This is a genomic window from Mesorhizobium sp. CA6 (assembly GCF_020165035.1).
GTDB lineage: Bacteria > Pseudomonadota > Alphaproteobacteria > Rhizobiales > Rhizobiaceae > Mesorhizobium.
Map to the genome: position 1 here is coordinate 114256 of NZ_JAIUHI010000002.1, position 14823 is coordinate 129078.

Below are 14823 nucleotides of genomic sequence, written 5' to 3' on the forward strand. Positions count from 1 at the left end.
GTGGAGCGGTTTTCGGACGACATCATGCTCTATCTCTTTGATTTGGAGCCGGATTCAGATTTCAGGTCGACCCGACCTGAAATCATCCGGCTCTGGCTCACGCTGTAAAGCACGGATGACAGGTGAGCGCGAACCGGTAAGTTGTGCGCCAGCGATAGAAAGAACTTCGTTCCAGTCATTGATTTGAGGAAACACGTTCATGATGCCTCGCCTGTTCCTTGCCGCACTCGGTCTCGTAGCCCTCACATTGCCGTCCCTTGCCGACGGCGAGGTGCAGAAGCTGATAACGGCTGCCGACAAGGCGCGATTGGACAAATATGGCGATACGCGCAAGTCGGCTCTCGAGGAGGCAAGAGCCGGCGATCCGTCCGAGGTCAAGCAGTTGGACGAACTGCTCGCCAGACCTCTCGTCGCCTTCTCCGACAAGGATCTCACCGGCAACTGGAAGTGCCGCACCATCAAGGCGGGCGGCCTGAGCCCGCTCATCATCTATGGCTGGTTCAAGTGCAAGGTGACCGACGACGGCTCCGGTTGGCGCCTCGCCAAGATCAGCGGTTCGCAGCGCACCGCCGGCCGCTTCTTCGACGACGGCGAGAAACGCGCCATCTATCTCGGCTCGTTCTCGGTCAATGATGACAAGGCCAAGCCCTATGGCAGCGGTCCCGAAAGCGACCAGGTCGGCTACGCTTTCCGCAACAGCGCCACCGAGTGGCGGATCGAATTCCCGGCGCCCTATTACGAATCGAAACTCGACATCATGGAATTCAAGCGCTGAGCCCGTCCTTTGCTGCCTCGTTGAAACGGCGCCGGCACACCAAGGATTAACCTGCTCCGCCTAGCATGCGCGCGATTTCAAGCGGGTGGGTGCCGTGGCAGCGTCGGACTCGAATACGCGACCGGTCGTGGTCGTCACCGAAGGTGGCCCGCATATCTGGGCCATCGTCAATGCGATTGCCGACCGCGTCGGTCCCGTCAGCGTCATCCTCGAATCCGCCGAATCCAAAAAGCGCCTGCTCATCCGCCGTGCGCGACGTCAGGGCTGGATCTCGGCCATAGGCCAGCTCGGCACGATGGTGCTGACCAGGCTCGGCAAGCGGTTCCTCGCCGGTCATGCCGAGAGGCTGATCGCCGAGGAGAAGCTCGACACTGAACCGCGGCAAGGTCAGGTGATCATCCATGTGCCATCCGCCAACGGGCCCGAATGCCTCGAGGCGGTCGCCAGGATCAATCCGGGCGTGGTGCTGCTTGCCGGCTGCAGGCTGTTGTCGAAGGAAACGCTGGCAAGAATGCCTTGCCCGGTGCTCAACTACCATGCCGGCATCGCGCCGAAATATCGCGGCATGAATGGCGGCTACTGGGCGCTGGCCTTCGGCGATCAAGGGAATTTCGGCACCACCGTTCACTTGGTCGATGCCGGCGTCGACACCGGCGGCGTGCTGAAGCAGGCGCGCGGCAGGCCCAAGACCGGCGATACGATCGCCAGCTACGCGCTGCGGCAGGCAGCCTTTTCGCGCGATATCTGCGTCGAGGCGGTCGGCAATGCACTGGCCGGCAGACTGGAAACGATCGATACGGGCCTGCCATCGAAGCAATGGTATCACCCGACGATCTGGTTCTATCTCTGGACCGGCCTGACCAAGCGCGTCTGGTGATCAGTCGCAACGGATTTCAGCATTCGCTTTGCGCCATCGCCAGCGTCGCTTTTGAAGGCGCGCGCGTCGTCCCATAACAAGCGGCTCAACCACGCATGCGGCAATGCTCCATGACTTCGAGGAGTTGAGAATTCATGGCCGATCTGATCGTCGTCTACTGGCGCGACATCCCAGCCCAGGTCATCGTCAAGAAGGGCCGGCAGAACGCCAAGCGCGAATTGCCGCTGCGCTTCACTGAGGCGATAGACATGTGCGCCATGCGCACCGGCGCCGGCGGCACCGACGACTATCTGGCGGAATGGCGCAAGGCCGACCCGGTTCCGGTCGGCGACGACATCGAGGCCGAGGTTGAGAAAGCCTATCAGGAACTCGACGCGAAATATGACCGAGAGCGGCTGGTCGCTCTGGTCAAGGCTGGCGGGAAAGAAAATGTCTGAGCAACAGCCGGCGGTCACCCAGGCCACCTTGGTCAAGAAGGCCGCGCCGAAATCCGATTACAAGCCTGCCGACGTGTCGCCGCAGCGCCGCGTCCAGCGCACTTTTGCCGTGCGGCTTTGGTCGGTCCGGCACTCGCGCTTGCTCGAATGGTTCTACAGCCGGTTCGCCGACGTCTTCCTGCTCTTGCACCCTCTTTGGAAAGGCATCGGCTACGGCCGCGTCGAAGCCCCGGTGAAATTCGTCGAGAAGCGGATCAAGGGCTTCATGTTCGACTGCCGCATGTGCGGCCAATGCGTGCTCTCCTCCACCGGCATGTCGTGCCCGATGAACTGCCCCAAGCAGCTGCGCAACGGTCCTTGCGGCGGCGTGCGCGCCAATGGCAATTGCGAGGTCGAGCCGGACATGCCCTGCGTCTGGGTCAAGGCCTGGGAAGGCTCGCGCAACATGGTCCACGGCGACAAGATCCTCACCGTGCAGAAGCCGGTCGATCAGTCGCTGCGCGAAACCTCGGCTTGGCTCCGCGTGACCGCGCAGGCCGCCGCCGCGCGCGAAGCGGCCAAGAATCCCGGAGCTTCGGCATGACCATCCGCCAGATCGACGAGAATCCGGCCGGCATCCACCTGCCGCTCGAGCCCCTGCCCGGCCACACGTCACGCGGCCGGCTGGAGCGCGTGCTGCGCCGCGGCGAGTTTGCTGTAACGACCGAGCTCAATCCGCCCGACAGCGCGGATCCGGAAGATGTCTACAACCGCGCCAAGATCTTCGACGGCTGGGTCGACGCCATCAATGCGGTCGACGCCTCGGGCGCCAACTGCCACATGTCCTCGGTCGGCATCTGCGCGCTGCTCACTCGCATGGGCTATGCGCCGATCATGCAGATCGCCTGCCGCGACAAGAATCGCATCGCCATCCAGGGCGACGTGCTGGGCGGCGCCGCGATGGGCGTCGCCAATATGCTGTGCCTCACCGGCGACGGCGTGCAGGCCGGCGATCAGCCCGGCGCCAAGCCGGTGTTCGACCTCGATTCCATGTCGCTGCTCGAAACCATCCGCATCATGCGCGACAATGGCAAGTTCCTGTCCGGCCGCAAGCTGACGACGCCACCGCAGGTCTTCCTCGGTTGCGCGGTCAATCCCTTCGCACCGCCCTACGACTTCCGCCCGATCCATCTCGGCAAGAAGATCGCCGCCGGCGCCCAGTTCGCGCAGACCCAGTATTGCTTCGACGTGCCGATGTTCAAAGCTTTCATGCAGAAGGCGCGCGACCTCGGCCACACCGAAAAGCTCTTCCTGCTCTGCGGCGTCGGCCCGCTCGCCTCCGCCAAGACCGCGAAATGGATCCGCTCCAACGTGCCGGGCATCCACATCCCCGACGCGGTTATCAAGCGGCTGGAGGGCGCGCAGGATCAGAAGAAGGAAGGCAAGCAGCTCTGCATCGACATCATCAACGAGGTGAAGGAAATCCCGGGCGTTGCCGGCATCCATGTGATGGCCTATCGCCAGGAAGAATATGTCGCCGAGATCGTCGATGAATCCGGCGTGCTGAAAGGCCGCCAACCTTGGAAGCGGGAGATCCGCCGCGACGACCAGCTGGTCGCCGACCGGCTCGACCACCTGCTGCATGACGAGATAACCGAAACCCAGGTGGATATGGTGAAGACCGCGCATTGATGTATGTCGCCCCAAAGTGGGAACCGGTTTGGGCAACGACACACATGAACCTAGAGCCTAAGAGCGCGGACGGCACGCATTCACTTGAACCAAATCAGATAACGATATAAAGAAGTCTTTATATCCCGACGGAGAGATCGCATGACCCGCACCATCGTCGCCTCGGCGACCCGAGAAATCGTCATCGGCTTCGATCAGCCCTTCTGCGTGATCGGCGAGCGCATCAACCCGACCGGCCGCAAGAAGCTGGCCGCCGAGATGGTGGCCGGCAACTTCGAGACCGTCATCAAGGATGCGCTGGAGCAGGCCGCCTGCGGCGCCACTATGCTCGACGTCAATGCCGGCGTCACCGCCGTCGACCCCAATGCGACCGAGCCGGCGCTTCTGGTGCAGACGCTGGAGATCGTGCAGGGCCTGGTCGACCTGCCGCTGTCGATCGATAGCTCGGTCAGCGCCGCGATCGAAGCCGCGCTGAAGGTCGCCAAGGGCCGCCCTCTGGTCAACTCCGTCACCGGCGAGGAAGAAAAGCTCGAGGCAATCCTGCCGCTGGTCAAGAAATACAACGTTCCGGTCGTCGCCATCTCCAACGACGAGACTGGCATCTCGATGGACCCGGACGTCCGCTTCGCCGTCGCCAAGAAGATCGTCGAGCGCTGCGCCGATTTCGGCATCCCGGCGCATGACGTCGTCGTCGACCCGCTGGTGATGCCGATCGGCGCGCTGGGCGATGCCGGCCGCCAGGTGTTCGCGCTGCTGCGCCGGTTGCGCGAAGAGCTCAAGGTCAACACCACTTGCGGCCTCTCCAACATCTCCTTCGGGCTGCCGCACCGCCACGGCATCAACGCCGCTTTCATCCCGATGGTGATCGGCGCCGGCATGACCTCGGCAATCATGAACCCGGTCCGTCCGCAGGAGATGGAAGCCGTGCGCGGCGCCAATGTGCTGAACGGCACCGACGAGAACTGCACCAACTGGATCCGCACCTACAAGGATTATAAGCCGGCCGAAGGCGGCCAAGCGGTTGCGGCTCCGACCGCCGTCAATGCGCCGGGCGAAGGTAACGGCAATGGCGGCCGGCGCCGCGGCGGCCGCGAAGCCCGCATGGCCAGAGGATAAGCGCGCAATCGTGAGCCGCACCGCAAACAAGGCTGGTCCGATCGCATCGTGGATGCGGCCGGACAGCTCTGCTTTGCGTTCAGGCCACGCCCAATATGGCGTCGAACAACGCCATTCCCGCCCACGATCCGAAAATGCCTGTCACGCCGCCGACGATGAAATCATCGTCATAGGCGGGCCAGAACGCGTGCAGCAGCAGCGCACCGACGATCGCGCCGAGGATCCCGGTGGCGAGATATTGCGGATTGCGCAGCCACGAGCCCTTGATCACTCGCACCATGGTGAACGCGGTGAAGATGGCGGAGAGCAACAGATCCGACATGGTTGGCCCCTGGACCAACGGACTCTCCGCCCAATAGTAAAACGATCCGTTAAACGGCATCGGCGATTGCCATCGAGACACGTGCCAGCATGAATCCTCCCCCCAACATCACCGATCCGCTCGTGCTGTTCATGCCGTCCGGCAAGCGCGGCCGCTTTCCGGTTGGCACGCCGGTGCTCGATGCCGCGCGCCAGCTCGGCGTCTATGTTGAAAGCGTTTGCGGCGGCCGCGCCACCTGCGGCCGCTGCCAGATTGAAGTGCAGGAAGGCAACTTCGCCAAGCACAAGATCGTCTCGTCCAATGACCACATCTCGCCCAAGGGCGCCAAGGAAGAGCGCTACGAACGCGTGCGCGGCCTGCCCGAGCGGCGCCGCCTCTCCTGCTCGACGCAGATCCTCGGCGACCTCGTCATCGACGTGCCGCAGGACACGGTCATCAACGCCCAGACCATCCGCAAGGACGCAGATACCAGGGTGATCGCCCGCGATACGGCGATCCGCATGTGCTATGTCGAGATCGAAGAACCCGACATGCACAAGCCCCTCGGCGACCTCGACCGATTGAAGATCGCCCTGATGAAGGACTGGGGTTTCAAGAACCTCGAATTCGACTTCTATCTCATGCCGCAGGTGCAGGGCATTCTGCGCAAGGGCAACTGGACCGCCACCGCCGCCATCCACAAGGACGCCGACAGCGACATCGCGCGCGTCATCGCGCTGTGGCCCGGCCTGAAGAACGAGGCATACGGCCTTGCCTGCGACATCGGCTCGACCACCATTGCCATGCATCTGGTGTCGCTGCTGTCGGGTCGCGTCGCCGCCTCTTCCGGCACGTCCAATCCGCAGATCCGCTTCGGCGAGGATCTGATGAGCCGCGTCTCCTACGTGATGATGAACCCGGACGGCCGCGAAGGCATGACGGTCGCCGTGCGCGAGGCGGTTTCCGGCCTCGTCGACAAGGTCTGCGCCGAAGGCAACGTCCAGCGCGCCGACATCCTGGATTCCGTCTTTGTCGGCAATCCGATCATGCATCATCTGTTCCTCGGCATCGATCCGACCGAACTCGGCGGCGCGCCCTTCGCGCTTGCCGTCTCCGGCGCCGTGCGCATCAAGGCCTCCGACATCGGCCTGAAGCTCAACCAGGGCGCGCGCCTGTACATGCTGCCCTGCATTGCCGGCCATGTCGGCGCCGATGCCGCCGCCGTAACTCTTTCGGAGGGGCCGCATCGCCAAGACGAGATGATGCTGATCGTCGATGTCGGCACCAACGCCGAGATCGTGCTCGGCAACTCCACGCGCGTCGTGGCGGCCTCCTCCCCGACCGGCCCGGCCTTCGAAGGCGCGGAGATCTCCGGCGGTCAGCGCGCGGCGCCTGGTGCCATCGAGCGCGTTCGCATCGACCCCGAAACGCTGGAACCGAAATATCGGGTCATCGGCTCGGAACTGTGGTCCGATCAGCCTGGCTTCACCGACAGCGTGCAGGCCACCGGCGTCACCGGCATCTGCGGCTCCGGCATCATCGAAGTGGTGGCGGAGATGTATCTCGCCGGCATCATCTCGGAAGACGGCGTCGTCGACGGATCGCTCGGCCTGCGCTCGCCGCGCATCGTGCCCAACGGCCGCACCTTCTCCTACGTGCTGAAGGAGGGCGAGCCCAAGATCACCATCACCCAGAACGACGTGCGCGCCATCCAGCTTGCCAAGGCGGCGCTCTATGCCGGCACCAAGCTTCTGATGGAAAAGCAGCACACCGACCATGTCGACCGCATCCATTTCGCCGGTGCCTTCGGCTCCTTCATCGATCCGAAATACGCCATGGTGCTCGGCCTGATCCCGGATTGCGACTTGGACAAGGTCCAGGCCGTCGGTAACGCCGCCGGCGCCGGCGCGCGCATGGCGCTGCTCAATCGCGGTTACCGGCGCGAGATCGAGGAGACGGTGAGCAGGATCGAGAAGATCGAGACGGCGCTTGAGCCGAAATTCCAGGAGCACTTCGTCTACGCCATGGCGCTGCCGAACAAGGTCGACCCCTTCCCGAAACTGGCGGCCGCGGTGAAGCTACCGCCGCGCAAGGCGATGAGCGAGGACGGCACCGCCGGTGACGCTACCCCACGCCGGCGTTCACGCGAGGAGCGTGCTGCACGGCGCGGTCGGGACTAACGTTTCAGTTCATTCCGCTGCCCCTGCGGCCGCGGCATTGACTGCCTTGACGGCGCCCTTGGGACGTTGCGGATGCAGCAGCCTGATCAATGGCTTTTCGACGATCAGATATAGCATCGCCGAGAGCGCCAGCGTGGCGACCAGGATCGTCGCCGGCTGCATCGCTGCCGGCAGGCCGGTCCTCAGGACGACGCCAGTCGTCAGGACGCCGACCACGACATGCCACAAATAAATCGAATAGGACGCATCGCCGAGAAATGTGGGCAAGGCAGCCGGCTTGAACGGCCGCGACCGTTCGGCAAAAACCGCGCCCGCCACGATCAATGCGGCCGGAAGTCCCCAGCGCAAGGCCCGCGGCAAATCGGCATCGAATAGCGGGCCGGCCGCAAGCAGAAGAAATCCCGCGCCAGCCATCGCCAGTCCCACCCCGAGCGGCAGCCTGGCGCCCTGCAACCACAAACGCCCCACGACGACGCCGGCCGCGAATTCGAGCACGACAGGATCGCTGAAGGCGCGTGCGTATCCGGCAGGAAGCACGAAATGCAGCGCGACGATGGCAACAAGGGCGCCCACGAGGACGCCGAACCGCCAGCGTTGCCCGAGAAACAGAACCAGCGCGAAAACGAGATAGAACATCATTTCATAGCAGAGCGTCCAACCTTGTATGACGATGGGATGCAGCGCGTTCTCCTGCAGAACCGGCAGGAAGAACAGCGAACCAGCGAAATTCGGGACGCTGAAGAAATGGCCGTAGAAGAATTGCGGCTTGAGCAGGATGCCGGCCGCGGTCAGCAGCGTGACGATCCAGTAGAGAGGCACGATGCGGGTGATCCGGCGCCCCATGAAGCGCCAAGGATCAGCCGGCCTGCCGGCGGTCGTCACCCACATGATGAAGCCGCTGATGACGAAGAAGACGTCGACGCCGGACGCTCCGACGTTGAACGGACCGCCGAACTGCTCGCTGACGTGAAAGCAAACAACCGCGCAGGCGGCGAGGCCGCGCAGATATTGGACACTATGGATGCTCGTCACGATGCCTTGGCCCGTATCGCATCATGCTGCGATGCACATACCCCACGCCGCATTGCACAATAACAATGCAGCCGTTCGCCTCTGTCAACCGCCGATGGCAGCTATTCGGATCGAAACGGGCGCGCCGGTCTGCTCAATTCATTTGTATGCAAATGTTTCCGAATCCACGCGATCTCGAAACGGAAACGCTGTTTTCGCGAAATCGACCCGATACATGCGTGACGCATTTAGCGGCCATCGCACGGCGGCTGAAGATTGTGGGTGTCGCCCAAAGCGCTTCGCGGCTTTGGGACAAAGACATGCAGCTTCGGCTGCCACGCTCTTCAAGGGAGATGAAAATGTCGATGTTCGGAAATCTCAGCCGTTTCGGTGTCACCATCCGGCAGGCCCATGCCAGAAACAAGGCGATCCGCGCGCTCAACGATCTGCCGGCGCATGTCCAGAAGGATATCGGCTGGCCGGCCTCGCCGCCGAGCGACCCGCAGGCAGCCCTTCATGCGCTGCTTCTGGGCACGCCGCGCTGATGACCTTCGCCGATAAATGCAAGCTGCTCGGCAAGCGCCTGGGCCGCGACGCGGCCTCGGCAAACGTCGACAACAGACTGCGCGCGGCGCTGCTGTCGAAGCGGCGCTAGAGCAATTCCAGAACAGTGCGCAGCGGTTAGGCTCGACAATTCGCCGTAGCCTTCCGCCCGAAATCGCGCAAACAAAGAACCGGCACCATCCGATCACGCCGATGTGCCAGCGTGATCCTTGACATTTTTAACTGAGGTACAATCTTCGCAGAACGGGGGAATTCTCTTAGTCGGCTCTGCCGAAGCGCGTGTATCTGCATGCCCAGTTTGAAAAGCCATCTCGTTTCGTTCGTTCTCAGGCACAGCCGCAAGAAGGCGTTTTCCAGTCCAGAGAACCTGCAGCGCTGGATCGCCTACGCCCGCAAGACCGAGGACTATCATCCGCCGGCCTTGCTCAGGGCACGGCTGGACATCACCGAGACCGAGATCGACGGCTTTCCCGTCTATGAGATCGCGCCGAAGGCGGGCGAAAGCCGGCGCATCCTCTACATGCATGGCGGCGCCTATGTCTTTCAGATCACGTCCTACCATTGGGGGCTGATCGCCGAAATGGCCGAGCGTCTCGGTTTCGGCATCACCGTGCCGGTCTACCCCATCGCGCCGGAGCACAATTTCCATGACATGTTCGGCATGGTCGGCAACGTCTACCGGCGCATGCTCGAAGAGACTGAGGCGCAAGACATCGTCTTCATGGGCGATTCCGCCGGCGGCAACATGGCCGTTGTGCTGACCATGATGGCCGCCGAGGAGGGGCTGCCGGCACCGTCGCGCCATGTGCTGATCTCGCCCGGTCTCGACGTTTCGCTTGCAAATCCCGAAGTCTTCGAGGCCGAGCGGCAGGATCCGTGGCTGGGTATTGCGGGTGGGCTGGAAGCGGTGCGGCTCTACAGCGCCGGTTTCGACCGCACCGACTGGCATATCAGCCCGCTCTACGGCAACCTGTCCGTGCTGCCCAAGACGCTGCTCCTGACCGGTTCACGCGACATGCTGACGCCAGATAATCTCATCTTCGCCGAACGCGCGCGTGCTGCCGGTGTCGAGGTCGACCTGGTCTACGAGGAAGGCATGTTCCACGTCTGGCCGCTGATCGAGATGCCCGAGGCGCGCCGCGCTCGCGATTCCATCGTCGATTTCCTCAGCGTTCCGGCGCCAGCCCGAGCCCGCGCTCGACGCAGGACGAAAGCAGCTTTCGCAGCCCGCTCCGCGCCCGCGGCCGAATAGTTCAGAACTTGCCGGTTTCCCGGAACACTTCGAACGTCGCCCGGATATGGTCGGCCACGGCCTTCACCGGCGCGCTCGCATCAGGCGCCACCACCATGGCAAGATTGTAGGTGCCGATCTCGGGCATGCCGTCCTTGGCGCCCAGCGAGACCATGTCGTCGCCGAGGAAGGACTTCGGCAGCGGCGCCACCGCGAGGTCGGCCATGATCGCGGCGCGCTGGCCGGCCGTGTGTGCGCTCATATAGGCGATGCGGTAGTTGCGGCCCTCGCGCCCGAGCGCTTCGAGCGCTCCCGCCCGCCAGGCGCAGCCTTCTTCCCACAGCGACACCGGCAGCGGCTCGCGCAGATGCGCGCAGCCGCCCTTGGCGCCCGCCCACACGATCGGCTCGGTCAAAAGCACCTCAGCGCCGATCGCGCTGGTCTTGTAGGAATTGGTGAGCAGTGTGATGTCGAGCGCGCGGTCGTCCATGCGGCGCCGCAGATTGATGCTCTGGTCGATGGTGACGTCGACGGCGATCGAGGGATGCGACTGGGCAAAACGCTTCAGCACATGCGGCAGCACGCGCTCGCCATAGTCGTCCGGGGAACCGAGCCGCACCACGCCGACAATGTCGGGAATGATGAACTTCGACACCACCTCGCGGTTGATCGACAACAGCCGGCGCGCATAGCCGAGCAGCATCTCGCCATCCGTGGTCAGCGTCACCGAACGCGCGTCGCGCGCGAAGACGGAACGGCCGAGGATGTCCTCGAGTTTCTTGATCTGCATGGAGACGGCCGATGGCGTGCGGAACACCGCATTGGCGGCGGTGGTGAAGCTGCCGGTCTCGGCAATCGCCACGAAGGTGCGCAGCACATCGAGGTCAAGCAGCGGCAAGGGATGATTGAGCGGGGCGTTCATGGCAGTCTGCCTTCAATTTTTCTGATGCAATCGATCATTCCATTTCGTTTGATTGAACATCACTCCAGGCGCATAGTCAACTCGATCGATACAGGATGCTGCCAAAAGCAGCCATGAAACGACCCTGACACAGTCCTGCAATCGACGTGAAATGAAGCTGAAACAGACCTGGTTTAACGCAATGACGGGCGCCCCTCCCTGCCCGCATAGAGGAGAAAGAAATGTCTATCCTGTCTTCCATCGGTCGGCTTGCGACCGAATTCAGCGCGGCCCGCGCCCGCTACCAGACCGAACGCGCCATCCATGCGCTGCCGATCGAACTGCAGAAGGATATCGGCTGGCCGGAAGCCGCCGACGCCAAGACCGGCATGCGCCTCGGCGTCGGAAGCTGGGCCGGAGCGAAGTAATCAAGTGTGTATAGAGTTCTGAAGGCCTGCCGGATCAGCTCGGCAGGCCTTTTTGTTTGGTCTTTTGTTTGCGTTCAAACGACTTTTCCAGCCATGCGGCCGCTGCATGACGCATATGAACAAGTCGCATAGCGGGTTAATTTTCGAATTAAGCCGCTGTAAATTATCGGAAATTTTGAGCACACCGCCTAAAAAAGTCGCAAATGATGTCGCTTTTCATAACAAGCGCTTCGCTTTTGCGATTTAGTTTTTGCTGAAGCGAGCCTATATCCACGCCAGCAAACGAGCTGCCCCACTCCATCAAGCGAAGGCGACCCGTCTGAGCAACCGAATGGAGATGATGATGAAGCTTTTTGCCCGCCTGTTCACCCGCCGCGAAATGAACCTGACGACCGCTCTCGAGCGTCAGCGTCTCGCCAAGACCATGCCCGGCCAGACCGGCGCCATGAATGCTGCCCGTCTCGGCTTCGTCGCCTGAGGCAATTGGCATCCAAAGCTGAATTCAACGCCGCCCGGTTGAACCGAGGCGGCGTTTTCATGTGCGTTGACGTTGCATTGCCCGGGCGATGGAGCTTTATGCCCAGCTGAATTGCCCATTTGCGACCCATGTCGCAAATTTAATCTTCACTTAGCCGCCTACCCGATTGACAGGAATGATTTTTCCTGTTGTCGCTATGCTGTTCGCGACATCCTGTTCGCGTCATGGCTGCGTGAGGTTTCCCGTGAATGCCGTAAAGCATCCGATCAAGAGATCGTTTGTATTCTTCCTCATTCCCGATTTCACCATGATCGCCTTTGCGACGGCGCTCGATCCGCTGCGCTCGGCCAACCGGATGCTCGGCTACGAAGCCTATCGCTGGCGGCTGGCCAGCATAGACGGCAAGCCGGTGCGCGCCTCGAACGGCGTCGAATGCGCCGTCAACACCTCGCTCGAGGAAGAGCGCAAGAAGATGGCCGGGCCGGATCGGCCGAACATGGCGATCGTTTGCAGCGGCATCAATGTCGAGCGCTACCACAACAAATCGGCCTTCGCCTGGCTGCGCGAGGAATACAACCGCGGCGTCGCCGTCGGCGGCCTGTGCACCGGCGCCCATATCTTGGCCGCCGCCGGCCTGTTGTCCAACAAGCGTTGCGCCATCCATTGGGAAAACCTGCCGGGCTTTTCCGAGGCATTCCCGAAGGCCAATGTCTTTGCCGACCTCTTCGAGGTCGACCAGAACGTCTATACCTGCGCCGGCGGCACCGCCGCGCTCGACATGATGCTGAAGCTGATCGGCGACGATTTCGACGAAAGCCTCGTCAACCGCGTCTGCGAGCAGGTGTTGACCGACCGCGTGCGCAGCCCGACCGATCGCCAGCGCTTGCCGCTGCGCGCCCGCCTGGGCGTTCAGAACTCGAAGGTGCTCACCATCATCGAGCTGATGGAAGCCAACCTAGCCGAACCGCTGTCGCTGATCGAGATCGCCGACCATGTCGATCTTTCCCGCCGGCAGATCGAGCGCCTGTTCCGCACCGAGATGGGCCGCTCGCCTGCCCGCTACTATCTGGAGATCCGGCTCGACCGCGCCAGGCACCTGCTCATCCAGTCGTCGCTGCCGGTGGTCGAAGTGGCGGTGGCCTGCGGCTTCGTCTCCGCCTCGCATTTCTCCAAATGCTACCGCGAGCTCTACGCGCGCTCGCCGCAGCAGGAGCGCGTCGACCGCAAGCAGTTGCTGGCGGCTTAAGCGGGCAAAGGCGCAGTCGTCTAGGCGGACTGCCCCTGCGCGGTCCGCATTGCCTCGATGCGGATGTCTTCGGTAAGCTGCGCCTTGAGCGCGGAGAATTCCGGGCTGGTCTTCAGCGTGTAATGGCGCGGATGCGGCAGGTCGACCGGGACATCCGACTTGATGCGGCCGGGCCGGGCGCTCATCACGATCACCCGCGACGCCATGAAGATCGCCTCCTCGATGTCGTGGGTGACGAACAGCACCGTCTTCTTGCGCCGCTCCCAGATGCCGAGCAGCAGTTCCTGCATCAGTCCGCGCGTCTGGTTGTCCAGCGCGCCGAACGGTTCGTCGAGCAGCAGGATTTCGGGGTCGTTGGCCAAGGCGCGCGCGATCGCCGTGCGCTGCTGCATGCCGCCCGACAGCTGCTTCGGCCAATGGTTCTCGAAGCCCCTCAGCCCAACGAGATCGACATAGGAAGCGACGATCTCGTTGCGCTCGCGCTCGGGCCTGCCTTGCTCGCGCAGGCCGAAACCGATGTTCTCGGCGACCGTCAGCCAGGGAAACAGCGTGTAGGACTGGAACACCATGCCGCGGTCCGGCCCCGGCCTGGTGACCGCCTTGCCGTCGAGCAGCACGCGGCCGGTGCTCGGCGCTTCCAGTCCGGCGACGATCCTCAGCAGCGTCGACTTCCCGCAGCCGGATGGCCCGAGGATGGTGATGAAATCATTGGCCGAGACAGACAGCTCAACCGGCTGCAGCGCCTGCACCGGCTGGCCGCCCCCGACCCCGGCAAAGGTCCGCGAGACGCGCTCGATCAGAAGCTTGCTCATGCCAGGCTCCACGGATAGAGCCAGCGGTTGAGCGCCTTAAAGGCGAAGTCGGACAGAAGCCCGATCAGCCCGATGACGATGATGCCGAAGATGATCTGTCCCGTCGCCAGCCGCGACTGGCTGTTGATGATCATGTAACCGATACCTGACGACGAGCCGATCAGCTCGGCGACGATGACATAGGTCCAGGCCCAGCCGAGCACCAGCCGCAGCGTTTCGGCGATCTCCGGCGCGTTGGCCGGCATGATGACGCGCTTGACGATGCCATTGTCGGTCGCCCCCAGCGTGTAGGCGGCTTCGACAAGGTCCCGCCTCGTGCCGCCGACCTTGACCGCGATGATCAGGATGATCTGGAACACCGAGCCGACGAAGATAACCAGGAGCTTTTCGAGTTCCCCGATGCCGGCCCATAGGATGAGCAGCGGAATGAAGGCCGACGCCGGCAGGTAGCGCGCAAAGGACACGAACGGTTCGAGGAAGGCTTCGACCGGCTTCCAGGCGCCCATGGCGATGCCGATCGGCACGGCCACGATCGACGCCAGCACGAAGCCGCCGAAGACGCGCCAGATAGTGATCAGGATATCGAGCCAGAACCGGTCTTCGACGAGCAGCCGCCAGCCATCCTTCAGCATCGACAGCGGATCGGCAAGAAAGATCCGGTTCACATGGCCGCCGAGCGTGATCCACGCCCAGAACGCCACGAACAGGACAAAGAAGGCGACGCCGAGCACGGTTCGCGTGCCCGGCGCAACGGGATGCAAGGGGCGCAGCATCAGGAAAAGTCCTTGAGAGGAG

18 protein-coding genes are annotated in these 14823 nt (G+C 62.9%); 12 read left to right on the forward strand and 6 right to left on the reverse strand.

What is annotated here, in order from left to right; translation table 11 throughout:
• Positions 1-54: 54 nt before the first annotated feature.
• Positions 55-201 carry a hypothetical protein gene (locus tag LB526_RS02785; RefSeq protein ID WP_181174728.1) on the reverse strand — a complete coding sequence of 49 codons (147 nt, stop codon included), beginning with the start codon at positions 199-201 and terminating at the stop codon, positions 55-57.
• Between LB526_RS02785 and LB526_RS02790 the strand changes: the two genes are divergently transcribed.
• The 6 genes from LB526_RS02790 (at position 200) to LB526_RS02815 (ending at position 4876) form a co-directional block, all read left to right on the forward strand.
• A complete protein-coding gene (locus tag LB526_RS02790; RefSeq protein WP_224626005.1) occupies positions 200-775 on the forward strand; it encodes a DUF4893 domain-containing protein in 576 nt (191 codons plus the stop codon). The genes LB526_RS02785 and LB526_RS02790 overlap by 2 nt on opposite strands.
• Before the next feature lie 94 nt (positions 776-869).
• Positions 870-1652 (forward strand): formyl transferase, encoded by a 783-nt coding sequence (locus tag LB526_RS02795; protein ID WP_140840060.1) that lies wholly within the window; start codon positions 870-872, stop codon positions 1650-1652.
• A gap of 134 nt (positions 1653-1786) precedes the next feature.
• Positions 1787-2089 (forward strand): virulence factor, encoded by a 303-nt coding sequence (locus tag LB526_RS02800; RefSeq protein WP_041003951.1) that lies wholly within the window; start codon positions 1787-1789, stop codon positions 2087-2089.
• Positions 2082-2672, forward strand: a complete 591-nt coding sequence (locus LB526_RS02805) for a methylenetetrahydrofolate reductase C-terminal domain-containing protein (RefSeq protein ID WP_140840058.1) — start codon at positions 2082-2084, stop codon at positions 2670-2672. Before LB526_RS02800 ends, LB526_RS02805 begins: the two co-directional genes overlap by 8 nt.
• Positions 2669-3760 (forward strand): methylenetetrahydrofolate reductase, encoded by a 1092-nt coding sequence (locus LB526_RS02810; RefSeq protein WP_140840055.1) that lies wholly within the window; start codon positions 2669-2671, stop codon positions 3758-3760. Before LB526_RS02805 ends, LB526_RS02810 begins: the two co-directional genes overlap by 4 nt.
• Positions 3761-3901: 141 nt before the next feature.
• Positions 3902-4876, forward strand: a complete 975-nt coding sequence (locus tag LB526_RS02815; protein WP_095764928.1) for a methyltetrahydrofolate cobalamin methyltransferase — start codon at positions 3902-3904, stop codon at positions 4874-4876.
• 79 nt (positions 4877-4955) lie between these two features.
• On the opposite strand, the gene LB526_RS02820 is transcribed toward LB526_RS02815, so the two are convergent.
• Positions 4956-5198, reverse strand: a complete 243-nt coding sequence (locus LB526_RS02820) for a hypothetical protein (RefSeq protein WP_224626007.1) — start codon at positions 5196-5198, stop codon at positions 4956-4958.
• An 89-nt stretch (positions 5199-5287) separates the two neighbouring features.
• Between LB526_RS02820 and LB526_RS02825 the strand changes: the two genes are divergently transcribed.
• A complete protein-coding gene (locus LB526_RS02825; RefSeq protein WP_224626008.1) occupies positions 5288-7357 on the forward strand; it encodes an ASKHA domain-containing protein in 2070 nt (689 codons plus the stop codon).
• A 9-nt stretch (positions 7358-7366) separates the two neighbouring features.
• Here LB526_RS02825 and LB526_RS02830 read toward each other — a convergent pair whose 3' ends face one another.
• Positions 7367-8389 carry an acyltransferase family protein gene (locus LB526_RS02830; protein ID WP_224626011.1) on the reverse strand — a complete coding sequence of 341 codons (1023 nt, stop codon included), beginning with the start codon at positions 8387-8389 and terminating at the stop codon, positions 7367-7369.
• A gap of 338 nt (positions 8390-8727) precedes the next feature.
• Here LB526_RS02830 and LB526_RS02835 point away from each other — a divergent pair, with 338 nt between their 5' ends.
• Positions 8728-8913, forward strand: a complete 186-nt coding sequence (locus LB526_RS02835; RefSeq protein WP_181174730.1) for a hypothetical protein — start codon at positions 8728-8730, stop codon at positions 8911-8913.
• Positions 8914-9221: 308 nt separating this feature from the next.
• Positions 9222-10184 (forward strand): alpha/beta hydrolase, encoded by a 963-nt coding sequence (locus LB526_RS02840; protein ID WP_140840050.1) that lies wholly within the window; start codon positions 9222-9224, stop codon positions 10182-10184.
• A 1-nt stretch (position 10185) separates the two neighbouring features.
• Here LB526_RS02840 and LB526_RS02845 read toward each other — a convergent pair whose 3' ends face one another.
• The gene (locus tag LB526_RS02845) at positions 10186-11085 is read right to left on the reverse strand and encodes a LysR substrate-binding domain-containing protein (protein ID WP_095764924.1); all 900 of its coding nucleotides are present in this window, start codon (positions 11083-11085) and stop codon (positions 10186-10188) included.
• Positions 11086-11306: 221 nt separating this feature from the next.
• Between LB526_RS02845 and LB526_RS02850 the strand changes: the two genes are divergently transcribed.
• The 3 genes from LB526_RS02850 to LB526_RS02855 all read left to right on the forward strand — a co-directional run bounded on the left by LB526_RS02850 (position 11307) and on the right by LB526_RS02855 (position 13216).
• Positions 11307-11492, forward strand: coding sequence for a hypothetical protein (locus tag LB526_RS02850; RefSeq protein WP_140627083.1), 186 nt, complete (start codon positions 11307-11309; stop codon positions 11490-11492).
• 343 nt (positions 11493-11835) lie between these two features.
• Positions 11836-11970: a hypothetical protein gene (locus LB526_RS29535; protein WP_140749884.1), complete on the forward strand. Its 135-nt coding sequence runs from the start codon at positions 11836-11838 to the stop codon at positions 11968-11970.
• Between the two features lie 307 nt (positions 11971-12277).
• Positions 12278-13216 carry a GlxA family transcriptional regulator gene (locus tag LB526_RS02855; RefSeq protein ID WP_263482302.1) on the forward strand — a complete coding sequence of 313 codons (939 nt, stop codon included), beginning with the start codon at positions 12278-12280 and terminating at the stop codon, positions 13214-13216.
• Positions 13217-13236: 20 nt separating this feature from the next.
• Here the strand turns inward: LB526_RS02855 and LB526_RS02860 are convergent, their stop codons facing one another.
• Entirely contained in the window at positions 13237-14028 is a 792-nt protein-coding gene (locus LB526_RS02860) for an ABC transporter ATP-binding protein (RefSeq protein ID WP_140840046.1), read from the reverse strand.
• Positions 14025-14801, reverse strand: coding sequence for an ABC transporter permease (locus LB526_RS02865; RefSeq protein WP_176476899.1), 777 nt, complete (start codon positions 14799-14801; stop codon positions 14025-14027). Before LB526_RS02865 ends, LB526_RS02860 begins: the two co-directional genes overlap by 4 nt.
• Positions 14802-14823 lie beyond the last annotated feature (22 nt).

Bases quoted from the DNA above. Each gene is read 5' to 3' on its own strand.
- LB526_RS02790 (WP_224626005.1), top strand. From the start codon at position 200: ATGATGCCTCGCCTGTTCCTTGCCGCACTCGGTCTCGTAGCCCTCACA.
- LB526_RS02785 (WP_181174728.1), bottom strand. From the start codon at position 201: ATGAACGTGTTTCCTCAAATCAATGACTGGAACGAAGTTCTTTCTATC.
- LB526_RS02800 (WP_041003951.1), top strand. From the start codon at position 1,787: ATGGCCGATCTGATCGTCGTCTACTGGCGCGACATCCCAGCCCAGGTC.
- LB526_RS02805 (WP_140840058.1), top strand. From the start codon at position 2,082: ATGTCTGAGCAACAGCCGGCGGTCACCCAGGCCACCTTGGTCAAGAAG.
- LB526_RS02810 (WP_140840055.1), top strand. From the start codon at position 2,669: ATGACCATCCGCCAGATCGACGAGAATCCGGCCGGCATCCACCTGCCG.
- LB526_RS02815 (WP_095764928.1), top strand. From the start codon at position 3,902: ATGACCCGCACCATCGTCGCCTCGGCGACCCGAGAAATCGTCATCGGC.
- LB526_RS02820 (WP_224626007.1), bottom strand. From the start codon at position 5,198: ATGTCGGATCTGTTGCTCTCCGCCATCTTCACCGCGTTCACCATGGTG.
- LB526_RS02825 (WP_224626008.1), top strand. From the start codon at position 5,288: ATGAATCCTCCCCCCAACATCACCGATCCGCTCGTGCTGTTCATGCCG.
- LB526_RS02835 (WP_181174730.1), top strand. From the start codon at position 8,728: ATGTCGATGTTCGGAAATCTCAGCCGTTTCGGTGTCACCATCCGGCAG.
- LB526_RS02840 (WP_140840050.1), top strand. From the start codon at position 9,222: ATGCCCAGTTTGAAAAGCCATCTCGTTTCGTTCGTTCTCAGGCACAGC.
- LB526_RS02845 (WP_095764924.1), bottom strand. From the start codon at position 11,085: ATGAACGCCCCGCTCAATCATCCCTTGCCGCTGCTTGACCTCGATGTG.
- LB526_RS02850 (WP_140627083.1), top strand. From the start codon at position 11,307: ATGTCTATCCTGTCTTCCATCGGTCGGCTTGCGACCGAATTCAGCGCG.
- LB526_RS29535 (WP_140749884.1), top strand. From the start codon at position 11,836: ATGAAGCTTTTTGCCCGCCTGTTCACCCGCCGCGAAATGAACCTGACG.
- LB526_RS02855 (WP_263482302.1), top strand. From the start codon at position 12,278: ATGATCGCCTTTGCGACGGCGCTCGATCCGCTGCGCTCGGCCAACCGG.
- LB526_RS02860 (WP_140840046.1), bottom strand. From the start codon at position 14,028: ATGAGCAAGCTTCTGATCGAGCGCGTCTCGCGGACCTTTGCCGGGGTC.
- LB526_RS02865 (WP_176476899.1), bottom strand. From the start codon at position 14,801: ATGCTGCGCCCCTTGCATCCCGTTGCGCCGGGCACGCGAACCGTGCTC.